The 15,952-nt window shown below is 38.8% G+C and carries 13 protein-coding genes; all 13 read right to left on the reverse strand.

Annotated features, from left to right (window positions below; all coding sequences use genetic code 11):
- Positions 1-128: 128 nt before the first annotated feature.
- The 13 genes from EO116_RS08050 to EO116_RS08110 all read right to left on the reverse strand — a co-directional run bounded on the left by EO116_RS08050 (position 129) and on the right by EO116_RS08110 (position 15,736).
- Positions 129-3,692 carry an autotransporter outer membrane beta-barrel domain-containing protein gene (locus EO116_RS08050; RefSeq protein WP_127161383.1) on the reverse strand — a complete coding sequence of 1,188 codons (3,564 nt, stop codon included), beginning with the start codon at positions 3,690-3,692 and terminating at the stop codon, positions 129-131.
- Positions 3,693-4,186: 494 nt separating this feature from the next.
- Positions 4,187-5,923, reverse strand: a complete 1,737-nt coding sequence (locus EO116_RS08055) for a proline--tRNA ligase (RefSeq protein ID WP_127161384.1) — start codon at positions 5,921-5,923, stop codon at positions 4,187-4,189.
- Between the two features lie 133 nt (positions 5,924-6,056).
- On the reverse strand, positions 6,057-7,133 hold the full coding sequence (gene ispG, locus EO116_RS08060) for a flavodoxin-dependent (E)-4-hydroxy-3-methylbut-2-enyl-diphosphate synthase (RefSeq protein ID WP_127161385.1): 1,077 nt from the start codon (positions 7,131-7,133) through the stop codon (positions 6,057-6,059).
- 9 nt (positions 7,134-7,142) lie between these two features.
- Complete coding sequence (rseP, locus tag EO116_RS08065; RefSeq protein WP_127161386.1) at positions 7,143-8,162, reverse strand: RIP metalloprotease RseP; 1,020 nt, start codon at positions 8,160-8,162, stop codon at positions 7,143-7,145.
- Positions 8,156-9,316: a 1-deoxy-D-xylulose-5-phosphate reductoisomerase gene (locus EO116_RS08070; protein ID WP_127161387.1), complete on the reverse strand. Its 1,161-nt coding sequence runs from the start codon at positions 9,314-9,316 to the stop codon at positions 8,156-8,158. Before EO116_RS08070 ends, rseP begins: the two co-directional genes overlap by 7 nt.
- 24 nt (positions 9,317-9,340) lie before the next feature.
- The gene (locus tag EO116_RS08075; RefSeq protein WP_127161388.1) at positions 9,341-10,159 is read right to left on the reverse strand and encodes a phosphatidate cytidylyltransferase; all 819 of its coding nucleotides are present in this window, start codon (positions 10,157-10,159) and stop codon (positions 9,341-9,343) included.
- A 1-nt stretch (position 10,160) separates the two neighbouring features.
- The gene (locus tag EO116_RS08080) at positions 10,161-10,928 is read right to left on the reverse strand and encodes an isoprenyl transferase (RefSeq protein ID WP_127161389.1); all 768 of its coding nucleotides are present in this window, start codon (positions 10,926-10,928) and stop codon (positions 10,161-10,163) included.
- On the reverse strand, positions 10,900-11,157 hold the full coding sequence (locus EO116_RS08085) for a hypothetical protein (protein WP_127161390.1): 258 nt from the start codon (positions 11,155-11,157) through the stop codon (positions 10,900-10,902). Before EO116_RS08085 ends, EO116_RS08080 begins: the two co-directional genes overlap by 29 nt.
- Positions 11,157-11,717 (reverse strand): ribosome recycling factor, encoded by a 561-nt coding sequence (frr, locus tag EO116_RS08090; RefSeq protein ID WP_127161391.1) that lies wholly within the window; start codon positions 11,715-11,717, stop codon positions 11,157-11,159. Before frr ends, EO116_RS08085 begins: the two co-directional genes overlap by 1 nt.
- Before the next feature lie 12 nt (positions 11,718-11,729).
- Complete coding sequence (gene pyrH / locus EO116_RS08095) at positions 11,730-12,449, reverse strand: UMP kinase (RefSeq protein ID WP_009352746.1); 720 nt, start codon at positions 12,447-12,449, stop codon at positions 11,730-11,732.
- Positions 12,450-12,525: 76 nt separating this feature from the next.
- On the reverse strand, positions 12,526-13,209 hold the full coding sequence (tsf, locus tag EO116_RS08100; protein WP_127161392.1) for a translation elongation factor Ts: 684 nt from the start codon (positions 13,207-13,209) through the stop codon (positions 12,526-12,528).
- Positions 13,210-13,330: 121 nt separating this feature from the next.
- Positions 13,331-14,056 (reverse strand): 30S ribosomal protein S2, encoded by a 726-nt coding sequence (gene rpsB, locus EO116_RS08105; protein ID WP_062402636.1) that lies wholly within the window; start codon positions 14,054-14,056, stop codon positions 13,331-13,333.
- Between the two features lie 162 nt (positions 14,057-14,218).
- Positions 14,219-15,736, reverse strand: coding sequence for a putative porin (locus EO116_RS08110; protein WP_127161393.1), 1,518 nt, complete (start codon positions 15,734-15,736; stop codon positions 14,219-14,221).
- Between the last annotated feature and the right edge of the window lie 216 nt (positions 15,737-15,952).

A 15,952-nucleotide genomic window follows, 5' to 3' on the forward strand; every position in this document is an offset into this window, starting at 1 on the left:
AGAATAGCGCTAGCTATTTCCATAGCTAGCGCTAAAAGCTTTTACATGAGTAGCCCCCACATTTGACAAAGAGCCTAATTTTACCCATTCAAAATTCACAAAGTGCGTGACGGGGTTCTTATAATTTCCTAGAATGTATGACGAACTCCGACTTTCAATTGCCAGTTTTGTCGTACTCGATCACGGGTAGATCGTTGCGCCTCAAGGTACACCTGTTCTGTCTTAGCTCGATTCATATAGGAGAAGCCTAAGCCGTAGGTAAACCAATGACCTTTGTAAGAAAGTTGCTGCGTAGTGCTTTCATTAAATGTCAGTGTTCGATTGCCGAGGAATTCTTTTTCATACATCACTTTCACATACGGATTCCATGCAGTGCCAGATGACTTATCTACTCCTGCCCGTACGCCAATGCGACCTACTAGGCTGTGCATAGATCCTAACTGGCTATGTAATCCATTGGATATATCCATGCTATATCCTTTGCTCGCTTCGTAAGTCAGTTGTGCTTCTGGTTGTATAAATAAACCTTCTCCATCTTTGCCGGAGCGGTACTTACGTTTTCCCAGTTCCACAGATGCCAAGAATGAGTTCGTGTGCATAGTGGTTGATCGCAAGGCCTCATTAGAATAGTTAACTAAGTTGAAATCACCATGAGAGCGTCTCACTTTACCTACTAGATCTACATATACATTAGTATCCTTGTACAATCGAGTGGAGTAGAAACCAAGCTCAGTACCTGATAACTTTGCATGGCCTTGGTATTCATCAAGAGTAGCTGTCGATTGCATCATACCTACGGTAAAACCACTATAGTGAATCCACGTATCCCGTGGATGTATCCAATTATAGCCACCTTTAAGTCCCCAGTATCGTTGTTGGTAACCACCATGATGGGAAGAGTCAAACTTGCCATTCGTATAATTAGCCCATACCGTATTAGACCGTTCCACATCTTTATGAAGATGGATTTCTCCTAACCGCTGAACCAATGTTTCTATATTGCCTAAGTGTAAATTATACAATAAATTATCGAATTGAATGGTCGAGTGTGCCCCTGGTGTCAATTTACCCTTACCATTATCCTCATAAGGGAATAGATACCAGTTATTTACATTTGCATCATTAATAGAAATAACTTTTGAATCCGTAGGTCTGCCTAATGTATATAGGTAGGCCCCTTTTTCAATGACAGTTTTAGGAAGGCTAGGCTTTTTATCATCTGTAGGAACTGCTACATGATTATCTTTATTAAGTAATGAAAATACTGCCTTATGATCCTCTGGTTTACCTAAACTTTCCACTAATTGCAACACTTCTGTGCCCGTAGATTTGGAATCTGCCATATTTTGGAAATGAATCCCATGTTCCCCTTCACTACTGGACTTAATGGTGAGTTTGTCTGTATGACCTGATCCCACATTGCCAGCTATATGGAGTACACCACCCGTTCCTGCTAGGGTATCTACAGTTAAGGATAGAGGAACCTCTGTATCACCAAATCGAACTTCTCCTGCATTAGATAGGTCCAATCGATTAATCTTAGAGTTATCAGTCATTTCCCAATAATTGCCACCATCTACTTTCACATGTATGTTACCAGTACCTGCATTGTCCGCTTTGCCAATGAGATAGGAGTCCTTCGTTAATAGGTTAACATCAACTGTGCCTCCATTTGCAGCAAATACATTACCTACTATGGTTGTCGTATCCTTACCGGATACAGTAATAGTTGTATTCTTGCCACCTGCTACAAAGGCAGGGTCTATTGGATTACCATCAATGTTTAACTTTTTATTGAAAGTTATGGTATTCGCGTTCGTATCACTATCTGCATCAGTTCTCGCCAGTACACCTACTTTTGCTTTTCCAGTACCACGCATAACAATCGATACATCACCGTTGAAAGTAGTATTCGTTATATTATTCGTATTACTATGTATTTGTGAGATGCCAGTTCCTGATCCTTCTGTATCTACCTTAATCGCTAACGACGAATCTGCATCAGAGATTATGGTTGTACCAGCTCCCGAATTCGCTTTATCTTTTTCAACTCGTATGCCATATCCATTCGCTATCGCCTCAGTGGCAATGCTGTTCTTACCTTTCCAATGAATGGAGTTACTCCCAGCACCGGCTTTTCTCGCACTCACCAGATTCAAGCCATAGGCATAGGCACCTTTTGTAGTAATATTCGTAGTATCTAAGGTAACTGTATTTGTGCCTTGATTCTCAGATCCTATATCAATACTTCTAGCCACGTAGTTGGATGCTGTTTTCACATCACTATGGGTTATCTTCACTGTATTCTCACCATTCTCAGCGCTCATTCTCACACCGTAGACCCACGGTTTCCCTATGGATGTAGAATCTGTGGTAACCGTTGTATTCTGTAGGTCTACCGAGTTTTTACTAGGTTTTTCATTAGCATCGGTTGTCCCAGTTGTATCATTCAAACTAGAAGATACTTCAATGCCATATACTTCATCTTTACCGGTTGTAGAAATGTTGTTCTTTGCACCGGAAAGGGTGATTCGATTTTCACCGTGGGATTCAGCATTGACATACATGCCCCAAACAGTACCACCAGCGCTCTTCGTGATGAAATCCGTATTCGCCTTTAAAGTAATCTCGGAGAAACCATGATTTTCCGTATCCGTATTGACATGTAATGTATTCTTTGTGTTATTCGCTGATTCGTTAGTGATGGTAGATACAAAGTTCTTTCCTTCTTTTGATGTCACATGAACACCGCCATGATAGTTCACATTAGATAAAAATCGCATCTCAGTATCCGTATTGCCTGAGATAGTACTTGTCACATTTCCATCAAAGATAAGACTAGATCCACCTTTTTCGGCTTCAATCGTATCCTTAGTAGACACAGTGCGATACCGATTTTCCCCATTGTTTTCTAGGCGGAACGCAGCCACTTCCAAATTATTTGTAGTAGACTCCGTATTCATGGTCAAATCATCATGAAAATGCACATGGGATTCTCCCCCTTGATTCGTTTGTTGAAAGAATCCATTCACACGCTTTTCATAGGACTTTAAATTTCCAGGATTAATCGTTTGCACGTGGGTATCCATAGTCACTTTCTTTAAAAAGTTCACCGTAGACACTGGCTTCGTCACATCACCCGAACCTTCTCCGACTACTTTTACCACATTAAACATAGGATAAAATTTTCCATGATATGTTTTATGGGTTGTAACATTGAAATTTGTATTCGCATCAAAATTAAGAATCGTTTCTGACCGATCAACCAACTTACTATTGGAGTTATACACATGTACCCCATCTTGCCAATCAATAGAGGTACCATCATCTACATGAATGAAATGAATCGTCCCTTCCGACGCTAATGTCGTTTCCGTAGTTGGTTTCGTCCGAATGTCATTCGGAGCCGTCATATTTCGATTTGTGATAATTTCATTAACCGTATTACCGCCATCTATATACTTGGTTTTCGTCCCTAAGATAGTGCCATCAGCATACTTATACTCATACTTAATTTTTGTAGCACTATTTTCAGTAATAGTGCCCCCATTCTTAGCTAATTTCTCACCTAGGGAAATCGTATCTACCGTTTTCCAATCATTTCGAGTTACCGTGTCTACAGTAAAGCCTTCCCCTCTAGCTAATAATGGAATCGCCGCCAATACTAGTAATGCTAAATGTTTATGTTTCACACGTATTCTCCTCTCTTTTTTTGAATCTATGTGTCCAACCTAGCTTAAATTGCCGAGATTGTAACATTTTATAAGTCATTATAGGTGTATTCACCTGATGCTTTCCTGCATAGGCAAAAGTATACAGTGGTGTTTCTTCAATGAACCCCTCCGCTCCCCACACAATAGAGACAATAGACGTGGTAATTAAGCCTAACAATAACTTGCTTCGTTTCATATTGATATATGATACATAAAGCTTGAAATAAACTACCTGTAAATAAAAGTATGAATCAGTTACTTTTATTCTACTCTTTTTATATCACTTTATCTAGTTATAATATACAGTTTTCATGCACTATAACTAAATAGTATACGTATAGTTACGCTTTTGAGTATATTTGATTCTATAAAAGACGCATTCTTTTCTCTTTTACCTATGACAAAACAACTCATTAAGGAATCCTCAATGAGTCGTTCGTTCTTTCTATCTCTATGCAATTAAATTTGAGTCATTACATACTATATCCATCTTTTAGCAAGCGAAGTAATCCTTGTACAGAAGTCGTTACTTCATCGATTTTTACTGTGCTTATGGATCCATCTTTACGAACACGCAATTCTACTTCCCCAGATTCGATAGTATTTTTACTTACCGTAATACGTACAGGATAGCCGATAAGGTCGGCATCTTTAAATTTCACACCAGCGCGGTCTTTTCGATCATCCAATAGTACATCCACACCTGCCTGTTGCATTTCTTTGTACAAGCGTTCGCTCACTTCCATCAAAGCTTCATCTTTTGCATTAATAGGAACAATGACAACCTCAAATGGAGCAATCGCTACTGGCCAAATGATACCATTTTCGTCATAACTTTGCTCAATGGCTGCTGCCAATGTACGGCCAACACCAATACCATAGCAACCCATTTGGAATGGAGTTGGGCGACCACCTTGGTTCAATACGGTAGCATTCATAGATTCAGAGTATTTTGTACCCAATTTGAATACTTGACCTACTTCAATACCTTTGTCGATGCGAAGTTCACCACCACACTTAGGGCATGGATCATCTAAGGTAATCAAACGAATTGGTGCCACGATGATGTCGTCTACATTGAAATCACGGTGAGGATTAATATTGATATAATGCGCGTCTGCTGTGTTAGCACCGCCACATACATTATGTAAATTCATCACTGTTTCATCCACTACAATGGCAAACTCTTCTGATTGTGAAAGTCCCACTGGACTAATGAATCCAGCTGTTAATCCTATACGTGTTAAGTCTTCTGGAGTAGCCATTTCTGGCTCAATACCGCCTTCTACAGCACGTTGTACAGCGATTTCATTCACTTCATGGTCACCGCGAACAATGGCAAGAATCACTTTACCTTCAATGTTGTATACGACCGCTTTGATTGTTTTTTCCAATGGTAATTCCAACATCTCTGCTACAGCTTGAATTGTTTTTGCATCTGGTGTAGATACAGTTTCCATTGCTTTTGGTTCTTCTGCATCCACTTCCAATGCTTTTGGTTGGCCAATTTCAATATTCGCTGCATAGTCACATTTCGTACAGTGGATTACATCTGCTTCTCCAGATTCTGCTAAAGCCATAAACTCAAAGCTACCGGAACCACCAATAGCACCATTATCTGCTTCAACTGGTTTGCATGTGAGGCCGCAACGTTTAAAGATATTTGAATAGGCTTCATACATATCCCAGAAAGATTTACTCATACCTTCTTCATCAATGTCGAAAGAATAAGCATCTTTCATGATGAACTCACGGCTACGCATCAATCCGTAGCGTGGACGACGTTCATCACGATATTTATTTTGAATTTGATATAAACTCAATGGCAATTGGCGATATGAATTTACTTCTCCACGCACTAGATTGGTTACCATTTCTTCATGAGTTGGTCCTAAGCAATATTCACGACCATGACGGTCGGAAATACGCATCATTTCAGCACCATACGCAGCCCAACGACCAGATTCTTCCCATAATTCACTAGGTTGAAGAATAGGCATCATAATTTCTTGGCTATTAATTGCTTCCATTTCTTCACGAATGATGGCATTAATTTTATGAATACTGCGCCAGGCTAATGGTAAATAGGTGTATAAACCACCAGCCACTTTACGAACAAAGCCAGCCCGCAACATTAATTGTTGGCTAATTACATCAGCATCGGATGGCATTTCCCGTAATGTTGGTGCATATAAGCGACTTGCTAACATAACTTACTCCTTTATATTCTATATGATTCATACGTATTGGAAATATCTTAACTATATACTATGGATTTACTATACCATGTATTCTAATAGTAAGGGATAGTATTTCATTTTAGAAAACAAAATTTTCCTCTCCTTATTTGTCTTCTAGTGTCAACAGATATTGATCGATTTCAGCAAATAAGGTATCCACTAACTCTTGTTCCGGCACCGTTTTCAAAACCTTGCCTTTGCGGAAAATAATACCCTGTCCTTTACCTCCTGCAATGCCAAAATCAGCTTCTCGTGCTTCCCCAGGTCCGTTTACAACACAGCCCATAACAGCTACACGGATTGGTGCTTTTATAGATTTCAATCTTTCTTCAACAATGTCTGCCATATTGAATAAATTGACTTGGCATCTGCCACAGGTAGGGCAAGAAATCATAGTCGCTCCAAAGGTACGAAGTTCCAAGGAGCTTAAAATAGTTTTTGCTACTTCTACCTCATGGATAGGATCTCCCGTTAGAGACACACGAATCGTATCACCAATACCATCTGCTAATAGTGTTCCAATACCGATAGCAGATTTAATCGTTCCTTGTTTGATGGTGCCTGCTTCTGTGACGCCTAAATGCAATGGATATGGTATTTTACTGGATAATTTGCGGTATGCTTCAATCATTAAAGGTACATCTGTAGCTTTAATAGAAACTTTCATTTGGTCATATTCTAAAGATTCTAAGATACGAATATGTTCTAAGGCAGTATCCACCATACCATCCGCTGTAGGATGTCCACCATGGGCATCTAATACATGTTGTGGTAAGGATCCAGCATTTACACCTATACGAATAGGAATCAATTTAGGTTTCGCTTTTTCCACAACTTTTACCACATTATCGATACTACCAATATTTCCTGGATTAATGCGAAGCCCATCGATACCACTATCAATAGCTTGTAAAGCTAAGCGGTAGTCAAAATGAATATCAGCAATTAATGGAATCATAGCACGTTCTTTAATATCTTTTATTGCTTTTGCAGCTGCCATATCAGGAACAGCTAAGCGAACTAATTCACAACCAGCGGTAGCCAAGCGATTAATTTCTTCAATAGATTGCTCAACTTTTACTGGATTTGTAGTAATCATAGATTGGATACTGACAGGTGCGTGATTCCCAATATGAACGGTACCCACTTGAATACCTTTTGTCGGTTTACGTTCTATCATAGTATACCTCTAAAATAGTCTTAGAATATCTTGGAATGTAGAATATACAAACACTAACAATAATAGGCCTACGCCAGTCATTTGGATGTATTGCAATGCCTTTTCTGGCAGTTTACGTCCTGTAATACCTTCTAGAATCAACAACACCAAATGTCCACCATCTAGTACGGGAATTGGCAATAAGTTGATTACACCAAGATTTAAACTTAATAAGGCTGTGAATAACAGCAAACTAATAAAACCATGTTGTGCTACTTGCCCCGCCATTTGTGCTACACCGATAGGGCCCGCTACATCGCCTTTACTATGCCCTGTTACAATATTCCACAATCCTTGTACCATATCAGTAAGGGTAGATCCAGCGTGGGATACAGCATGCACCGCAGATTCGCCAATACTATACTCTTTTACTTCTAATACTGGATTGATTCCGATGACGGCTCTATCACCAGATTCACGAGGAATGACAGTGGTAGATATACTCTCACCATTTCTATCTAATGTAACAGATACTACATGATTACTATGACCTTTTAGAGACTCTGTAATATCCTTCCATTCTGTAATTGATTGACCATTGATAGATACAATTTTATCTCCTTTTTGGATACCTGCAGTAGTAGCTGGGTTTCCTGCTAATGTATCTCCAATAATCGGTTCATGAGATGGTATTGTTGTACCATGGAAAGCGAATACAAAAAAGTATATCACAATAGCCAATAAAAAGTTAAACGTAGCACCCGCAGCGATAACAATGAATCGTTGCCATACAGGTTTGCTATTGAACCCACGGTCCCCTGCATCTTCAGAAGGATCCATACCAGCAATTTTGTTGAATCCACCTAATGGCAAAAGACGTAAAGAGTAGAGTGTTTCTCCTTTTTGTTTCTGTATGACATTAGGGCCAATGCCGATAGCAAATTCATCAACACGCATACCACAGGCTTTCGCCGTTAGAAAATGTCCCAATTCGTGAATCATAACAATCACACCGAATACAAAGACAGCTCCTAAAATTGTAATTAACATGCACTTCTCCTTTGTATTTCTTTCGTAGCTTCTTGTCTTGCCCACGCATCCATGCCCAGTACATCATCAATAGATATAGGTACACCATTGTTCATGCGTCCAAGAACGGTTGAAACTACTTCATATATATGTCCATAAGTAATTCGTTCATCCAGTAAGGCATAGACCGCCATTTCATTGGCTGCATTGAATACAGCTGGTGCATAACCACCTTCTTTTCCTACTGTAAAGGCGAGTCGTAAGGCAGGAAAATCATCCCACCGAGGAGCCATGAACTGAAGATCTAAACCTTTGGTAAAATCTAAATGCTCCATTTGTAATGGATATCGTTTTGGATAGGTCATCGCATATTGGATAGGCTCACGCATATCTGGATTCCCTAACTGTGCCAAAATAGCACCATCTTTCATTTGAATCATAGAGTGTACAATACTCTGTGGATGAACCACTACATCAATATGATCGTAATCAAAATCAAACAGCCAATGAGCTTCAATGACTTCTAACCCTTTATTGAATAAAGTAGCTGAGTCAATGGTAATTTTATTCCCCATATTCCATGTGGGATGTGCCAAACAATCCTTTGCTGTCGCTGTATATAAATCTTCTGACTTCCAATGACGTAAAGCACCACCTGATGCTGTAATGATTAACTTCTCAACATTACTTCTATCTTGGCCTTCTAAACATTGATAAATAGCGCTATGCTCACTATCAATGGGTAAAATCGATACACCATAGTCTTGTGCTGCCTTTGTAATCAAAGACCCACAAGCCACTAAGGTTTCTTTATTCGCAAGACCAATTGTTTTCTTAGCTCGAATCGCAGCCATGGTAGGTTCAATACCTGCAGCGCCAACTACAGCAGTAACTACCATTATCGCTTCTGACAAGGTAGCTGCCACAATCAAGGCTTCCTTGCCACCAACAATCTCTGTAGGCCCTTGATAACGAGCTTTCAGTATAGCATAAGCCCGTTCATCTACAACACCCGCCATAACTGGCTGAAATTCAGCAATTTGCTGTTCTAGCAAATCAATATTGCTATGTGTTACTAACGCTACTGCTTGAAATTGATCTGGATGTTGACGAATCACATCTAAAGTTTGTGTTCCTATAGACCCCGTGGAGCCTAAAATACTTATAGCTTTCATAAAGGCCTCCCTACGATTAAATCATTACAGCATAAGAATAAATGCCAATACCAATGGTGCTGCAAATAATAGACTATCAAAACGATCTAATACACCACCATGACCAGGCAATAATGTGCCGGAATCTTTTTTATTTGCTTCACGTTTTAACTTAGATTCAAATAAATCCCCAAGTGGTGCTAATATACCGACAATGACACCCATTCCAATACCAAAATTCAATGGCAACCCTAAGCAAATAGAAGCAATCCATCCTGTCAAAACACAGCCAATGAAACCACCGACAAATCCTTCTAATGTTTTGTTAGGACTGATAGTTGGTACGACTTTTCGTTTCCCAAAGGAACGACCTACAAAATAGGCAAATGTATCACTGGCCCAAATTGAGATTAGCACAAGCCAGATGACAGCCGTGCCGAACCCATCTTGTTCTGCATAATAGCTTGTATTTTCATAGATTTTATTATCACGTAACACCATCAGTGCTATAAAGCCACTAGTGACATATAATAAGCTACTGATCGTAGATTGTACTGCCATAAGAGTTATTTTTCCATTGCAGAAGGTATATTCAATGACCATGGCTAACATCACCAAAACACCTAAGAATACTGCTAATGGATAATTACCAAATACTAAGGAACCGCATACAAGGACAATATAAATCAATCCCCATAGTGGTAATAGGCGGCGTTTCATATGTCGAAATAAGCTGACACACTCTACCCAACCAATGAATGCCAACACGGACATCACAAGATTAAAAAATACACCCCCATAGGCGATGGCAATCGCCAACAAGACCACGCCAATCAAAGCTGTGATGAGACGGGTTTTTAACATATTATTTCTCCTCTTTTAAACCACCAAATCTACGTTCACGTTGTTGGTATGCCAAGATGGCTTCTTCCAACACTCGGGGCGTAAAATCTGGCCAATGCAAAGGGGTAAACCAAAACTCTGCATAAGCAATTTGCCATAACAAGAAGTTACTAATTCGTGCATCATTACTTGGTCGAATCAGTAGATCCACACGGTCAAATTCTTTTGTATCTAAGTAGGAAGAAATCAATGTTTCTGTAATATCTTCCTCATTGATAACACCCTTTGCCACATCTTGGACAATCTGTTTTGTAACTCTTGTGAGTTCGTCACGCCCCCCATAGTTGATTGCTAATTGCAGTGTGATTCCCTTATTATCTTGTGTTAACTCCTCAGATTCTTTGATAATTTTTTGTAACTCTTCAGATAACTTGGTTATATCTCCCACAAAACGAATGCGGACACCTTCTGCATGCATTCGCTTTACATTTGAAAGTAAATACTCTTTAATAAGACCCATTAACAGGCTGACTTCTTCTTCTGGGCGTTTCCAATTTTCTGTGGAAAAGCCATATACAGTCAGTGCTTTCACACCAAATCCTTGGGCTGCTTTCACAATATCCTTTAATACTTCCGCACCTGCGCGATGACCCATACTCCGTGGCATGCCTTTACGCTTTGCCCATCTACCGTTACCGTCCATAATAATGGCAATATGTTCTGGAATATTCGTTGGATCTATAGTTGGTCTCTCTTGATGTTTACTTTTCTTCCATAAGTTTTTTAGCATACTGTACCTCATTCGACTGCACCACATGACTGGCTACCATAGGATGAAAGAGAACTATCTCCCATGTATCGTCCAATACTATGACACGGCCTACATAACATTCTTCGGAAGAAATGGAAAAGAACCGATTATAGTTCTTTTCTATTTTTGTAGTAAAAGGGATAGAGGCAGCCTGCAAAAGAGACTGTGCAAGCTGCCATGGAAATCCCAAAATAGATGTATGTTCCATTAGACAGACATAACATCCTTTTCTTTTGTATCGCGAAGTTCATCAATTAGTTTGATTTTTTTGTCAGTCAATTTTTGAACTTGTTCTTGCCCATCCTTTGATACATCTTCAGTAATTGTTTTCGCTTTTTCTTCTTTTTTGATTGCATCATTAGCATCACGACGAATGTTACGGACTGCAACTTTAGCGTCTTCTGCTTTTTTGCTTACTACTTTTACTAATTCTTTACGGCGTTCTTCTGTCAATTGAGGGATAGCCAAACGAATAGCTTCACCATCGTTATTAGGGTTTAATCCTAAATCGGATGTTAAGATAGCTTTTTCAATAGCACCAATCATAGTTTTATCCCATGGAGCGATTAAAATCATGCGAGGGTCTGGAGCAGATACGTTTGCCACTTGATTAACAGGTGTTGGTGCACCATAGTAATCTACCATAACGGAATCCAACAAAGATGTATGCGCACGACCTGTGCGTACATTAGTAAATTCATGTTTTAAGGATTCAATTGTTTTATCCATGCGCGCTTCTTCGCGGCTAATAATTTCTTTAATTTCCATAGTGTTCACCTTTTATTTTACGATAGTACCAATGGCTTCTCCCTTAGCAGCACGAGTGATGTTACCAGGAATATCCATGCTAAATACAACGATAGGAATATGATTATCTTTACATAATGTAGTTGATGTAGCATCCATTACTTTCAATTCTTTGCTGATTACATCCATGTAAGTCAATTCATCGAATTTTACAGCATTTGGATTTGTTTTAGGGTCGGAATCATATACGCCATCAGCAAATTTTTTTGCCATTAAAATAGCATCTGCTTCGATTTCAGCAGCACGCAAAGCAGCTGTAGTATCTGTAGAGAAGTATGGATTACCCGTACCTGCTGCAAAGATAACAATACGACCTTTTTCTAAGTGACGAATGGCGCGACGACGAATGTATGGTTCTGCTACTTCTTGCATTTCAATCGCTGTTTGAACACGAGTTGCTACGCCTGCATTTTCAAGAGCATCTTGTAATGCGATAGCATTCATCACTGTCGCAATCATACCCATATAATCAGCAGATGCACGATCCATACCTTTAGCACTACCGGATAGACCACGCCAAATATTTCCACCACCTACAACGATAGCAATTTCAATACCACTTTCTTTGGAAAGTGCCGCAATTTCTTGCGCCAATGGTTCTACCACTTGTGGGTTAATGCCAAATCCTTGATCGCCTGCTAAGGCCTCACCGCTAAGTTTTAATACGATACGTTTAAATTTACGTTCACTCATGTCCTTCTCCTTATGACGTTTCTAACAAATAATTCAAAAATAAGAGAACACTTGCGGTGTTCTCTTATCTCCGTACTTATTTACCTACAGTAGCCATAACTTCTGCAACGAAATCGTCTTGTTTCTTTTCGATACCTTCGCCTAATGCGTAGCGAACATAACGACGTACGTTAATGTTTTCACCGATTTTAGCGATTGCTTCATTGATCATAGCTTGTACAGTTTTTTCACCGTCTTTAATGAAAACTTGTTCTAATAGGCAGTTTTCTTTATAGAATTTTTCAACGCGGCCAGCTACCATTTTTTCAAGCACTGCTTCTGGTTTTGGTTTACGGCCAGCTTTAACGTCTTCTTCAGCTTCTACTTTAGCTTGTTCCATCAATACAGCTTTTTCGTGTTCGATTACATCAGCTGGAACGTCTTCACGTTTTAAGTATGTTGGGTTAGCTGCAGCGATTTGCATTGCTACGTCTTTGCAAAGAGCTTGGAAATCATCAGTTTTAGCAACGAAGTCTGTTTCACAGTTGATTTCTACTAATACACCGATACGTCCGCCGCCGTGAATGTAAGATGCAACTACACCTTCAGCTGCAATACGACCAGCTTTTTTAGCTGCCGCTGCTAAACCTTTTTCACGAAGGAAGTCAACTGCTTTTTGGATATCGCCATCAACTTCTACCAATGCTTTTTTAGCATCCATCATACCTGCGCCAGTCATGTCGCGTAATTCTTTTACTAAAGCTGCTGTAATTTGAGCCATGATTTTTCCTCCTATAAATAATTAAGGTAAGACCTTAGCCTTACCTTAATTTTACATCGTTATTACTTATTTATCAATTAAGACTATGTCTGTATATATTGTTAAATAATCTTACAGATTCTTAAGCTTCTTCGGAAGCAGTTTCTGTACCGAAAGCGTCTTGTTCACCTTGACGGCCTTCTAAAATAGCGTCAGCCATTTTACCAGCCAATAATTTAACTGCGCGAATAGCGTCATCATTTGCTGGGATAGGGAAATCAACTTCGTCTGGATCACAGTTAGTGTCCACAGTAGCTACAACAGGAATACCTAATTTTTTAGCCTCTGCGATAGCGATTTTTTCTTTTTTAGGGTCGATTACGAAAAGTGCACCTGGCATTTCTGGCATATCTTTGATACCGCCAAGATATTTTTCCAATTTTTCCCATTCATGACGAAGACGAATTACTTCTTTTTTAGGAAGAACTTCGAATGTTCCATCTTCAGCCATTTTTTCTAATTGTTTTAAGCGTTTAATACGAGCTTCGATAGTTTTGAAGTTAGTCAACATACCGCCCAACCAACGTTCGTTAACGAAGTACATATTCGCACGAAGAGCTTCTTCTTTAACAGCTTCTTGAGCTTGTTTTTTAGTACCTACGAAAAGGATTGTTTTACCTTCTTGAGCTACTTCACGTAAGAAATCATACGCTTCTTCTACTTTTTTTACAGTTTTTTGAAGGTCAATGATATAAATACCATTACGTTCAGTGAAGATGAATTTAGCCATTTTAGGATTCCATCTTCTTGTTTGATGTCCAAAGTGAACACCAGCTTCTAATAATTGTTTAAGTGATACTACTGCCATGTTGGCACCTCCTGTTAAAAAACCTCCGCAACCCTCATCCCTCAGCAAACGCGAAATTGCGCACAGAACTGATAGTCTAGTTGCGTGTGTATTCATACTTTGTTAGTATAGCACAAAATGAGGTATGAAAGCAAGGGGTATAACCATTATTCAAGTTAAAGATTAGAATTGATAGTTAATTTCTCCACGGTAAAAGTTAGATAATGTATTCCCCTCTTCATCTTTCGGATTTAACATAGCATGTACTTTTAAACCAACATTATTAGCGACTGCATATTTACCTTGCAAAGCCCACCCTTTATAGTTTTGGTATGCCGGTGTCCAGAATGTAGGTGCAAAGACAGGCCCTCTTTTCCCTAAATAATTATATTGTGCTTTCACAGACCAACTGCCACGTTTATCTGGAGTATAGTTACCATATGTAAGACCTACAGTCCAAGACTTGTTGGATTCTTTATAGTTATACGATTTCAAACTAACTCCCTTAATGTTTTTAAACTTAGCAAATTCACCATCTATGAATAGTTTAGAGCCCAATTTAATATTTCCATAAATGCCATAGAAGTCTAAAGATTCATTTTTTGCTTCATAATAGTCAACAAAGTAATTTCCTAGATATGTATTTTCAGTCGCTTCGCCAAAAGTCATACCATTCACTTTGGTATAAAAGGTTCCTATTTTTACACGAGGACCAATTTTACTATTCAGTTGAAAAATAGCTAACTGTGCATTATCTTTATACGATGTTTTAAATAGATTACTTTGATAGATTCTTTCTGGATAACCATCAATTCTCTTACCAGTATCTACTTTAAAAGCCATATCCGGTGCATATCCAAATGTGAATGATGCATTCAATTTGTCCTTACCCGCTATTATAGTTGCTCCTTCCAAATCCCCGTCATAGGTTAATCCACCACCAATAACAGTATCATAACGCCCTACAAAGGTAGTTACATATTTGCCGAAATTATGTTGTAGATATAATCGGTCAAAGGATATGTCGGTGCTTTTATTAGATCCAAATTCTTTATCGCCTGTGCTCACACGAAGTACGGCCTTAGTATTATCATTGACAGTTGCGGTGAATTGCAATCGTGCTCGATAGGTAAACATAGGATGGAATTCATATATTTTTATTGGATACACAAAGTTTCTTTCAGCTGCATCGTGGTCTTGTATTTGTCTTTTTTTTCTTGATGATGGCATGGTTCCTGCATTGCGTCTATAATACTCATCTGGACCTAATGGAGTGGGTTCAGATAGAGTTTCATAAAAATCATATTCAGAACGATTATGTTCAAACATCAATCGTGCATCACCATTGATTGCAAAGTTACCTATTTTACTTTCTAAAATATCAGTACGTACGCCCAAGTTACTTAGTTCTGTAGCAAATTCCTTTGACAAACGGTTGATAATAACATTTTGTTCAGCATCATTACGATCTTTATGAGCTAACGCTTTTGCTAACATTTGTGCCATTTCATAACGAGTAATGTTATGTTGGCCTTTAAAATATCCTTCTGGATATCCATTAATAATACCTTCTTTGGCCAATTGTGCTACTGCTTGATATGCCCAATCTTGAGGTGTTACATCTGAAAATGGATTTGCGGCAAATCCTGAAGTTATACCCCATACTGATGCAGCGACTAACATTGTAAGCTGTTTTTTCATAGCTATCTCTCCCTTGTTAAAGTAAAATTAGTGAAACTTATGATGCCTACTGTATATATATATGATAAAATAGTTATAAGTTTTCCTCCTATAACTATGCATGTTATCATCATATAGTATTGTGTAAATTCATATAATATAAGGCTCTATAATAAATGTTGGGGCTACTCATATAAGAGTAGTCGCCAACATTCTTTTTTTGCAATAAAATAGACA

Source organism: Veillonella sp. VA137 (genome assembly GCF_003992015.1).
Classification (GTDB): Bacteria; Bacillota; Negativicutes; order Veillonellales; family Veillonellaceae; genus F0422.

What these genes read in the sequence shown, in the direction of transcription:
- EO116_RS08055 (WP_127161384.1), bottom strand. Translation starts at nt 5,923, where the DNA reads ATGTTAGCAAGTCGCTTATATGCACCAACATTACGGGAAATGCCATCC.
- ispG (WP_127161385.1), bottom strand. Translation starts at nt 7,133, where the DNA reads ATGATAGAACGTAAACCGACAAAAGGTATTCAAGTGGGTACCGTTCAT.
- rseP (WP_127161386.1), bottom strand. Translation starts at nt 8,162, where the DNA reads ATGTTAATTACAATTTTAGGAGCTGTCTTTGTATTCGGTGTGATTGTT.
- EO116_RS08070 (WP_127161387.1), bottom strand. Translation starts at nt 9,316, where the DNA reads ATGAAAGCTATAAGTATTTTAGGCTCCACGGGGTCTATAGGAACACAA.
- EO116_RS08075 (WP_127161388.1), bottom strand. Translation starts at nt 10,159, where the DNA reads ATGTTAAAAACCCGTCTCATCACAGCTTTGATTGGCGTGGTCTTGTTG.
- EO116_RS08080 (WP_127161389.1), bottom strand. Translation starts at nt 10,928, where the DNA reads ATGCTAAAAAACTTATGGAAGAAAAGTAAACATCAAGAGAGACCAACT.
- EO116_RS08085 (WP_127161390.1), bottom strand. Translation starts at nt 11,157, where the DNA reads ATGGAACATACATCTATTTTGGGATTTCCATGGCAGCTTGCACAGTCT.
- frr (WP_127161391.1), bottom strand. Translation starts at nt 11,717, where the DNA reads ATGGAAATTAAAGAAATTATTAGCCGCGAAGAAGCGCGCATGGATAAA.
- pyrH (WP_009352746.1), bottom strand. Translation starts at nt 12,449, where the DNA reads ATGAGTGAACGTAAATTTAAACGTATCGTATTAAAACTTAGCGGTGAG.
- tsf (WP_127161392.1), bottom strand. Translation starts at nt 13,209, where the DNA reads ATGGCTCAAATTACAGCAGCTTTAGTAAAAGAATTACGCGACATGACT.
- rpsB (WP_062402636.1), bottom strand. Translation starts at nt 14,056, where the DNA reads ATGGCAGTAGTATCACTTAAACAATTATTAGAAGCTGGTGTTCACTTT.
- EO116_RS08110 (WP_127161393.1), bottom strand. Translation starts at nt 15,736, where the DNA reads ATGAAAAAACAGCTTACAATGTTAGTCGCTGCATCAGTATGGGGTATA.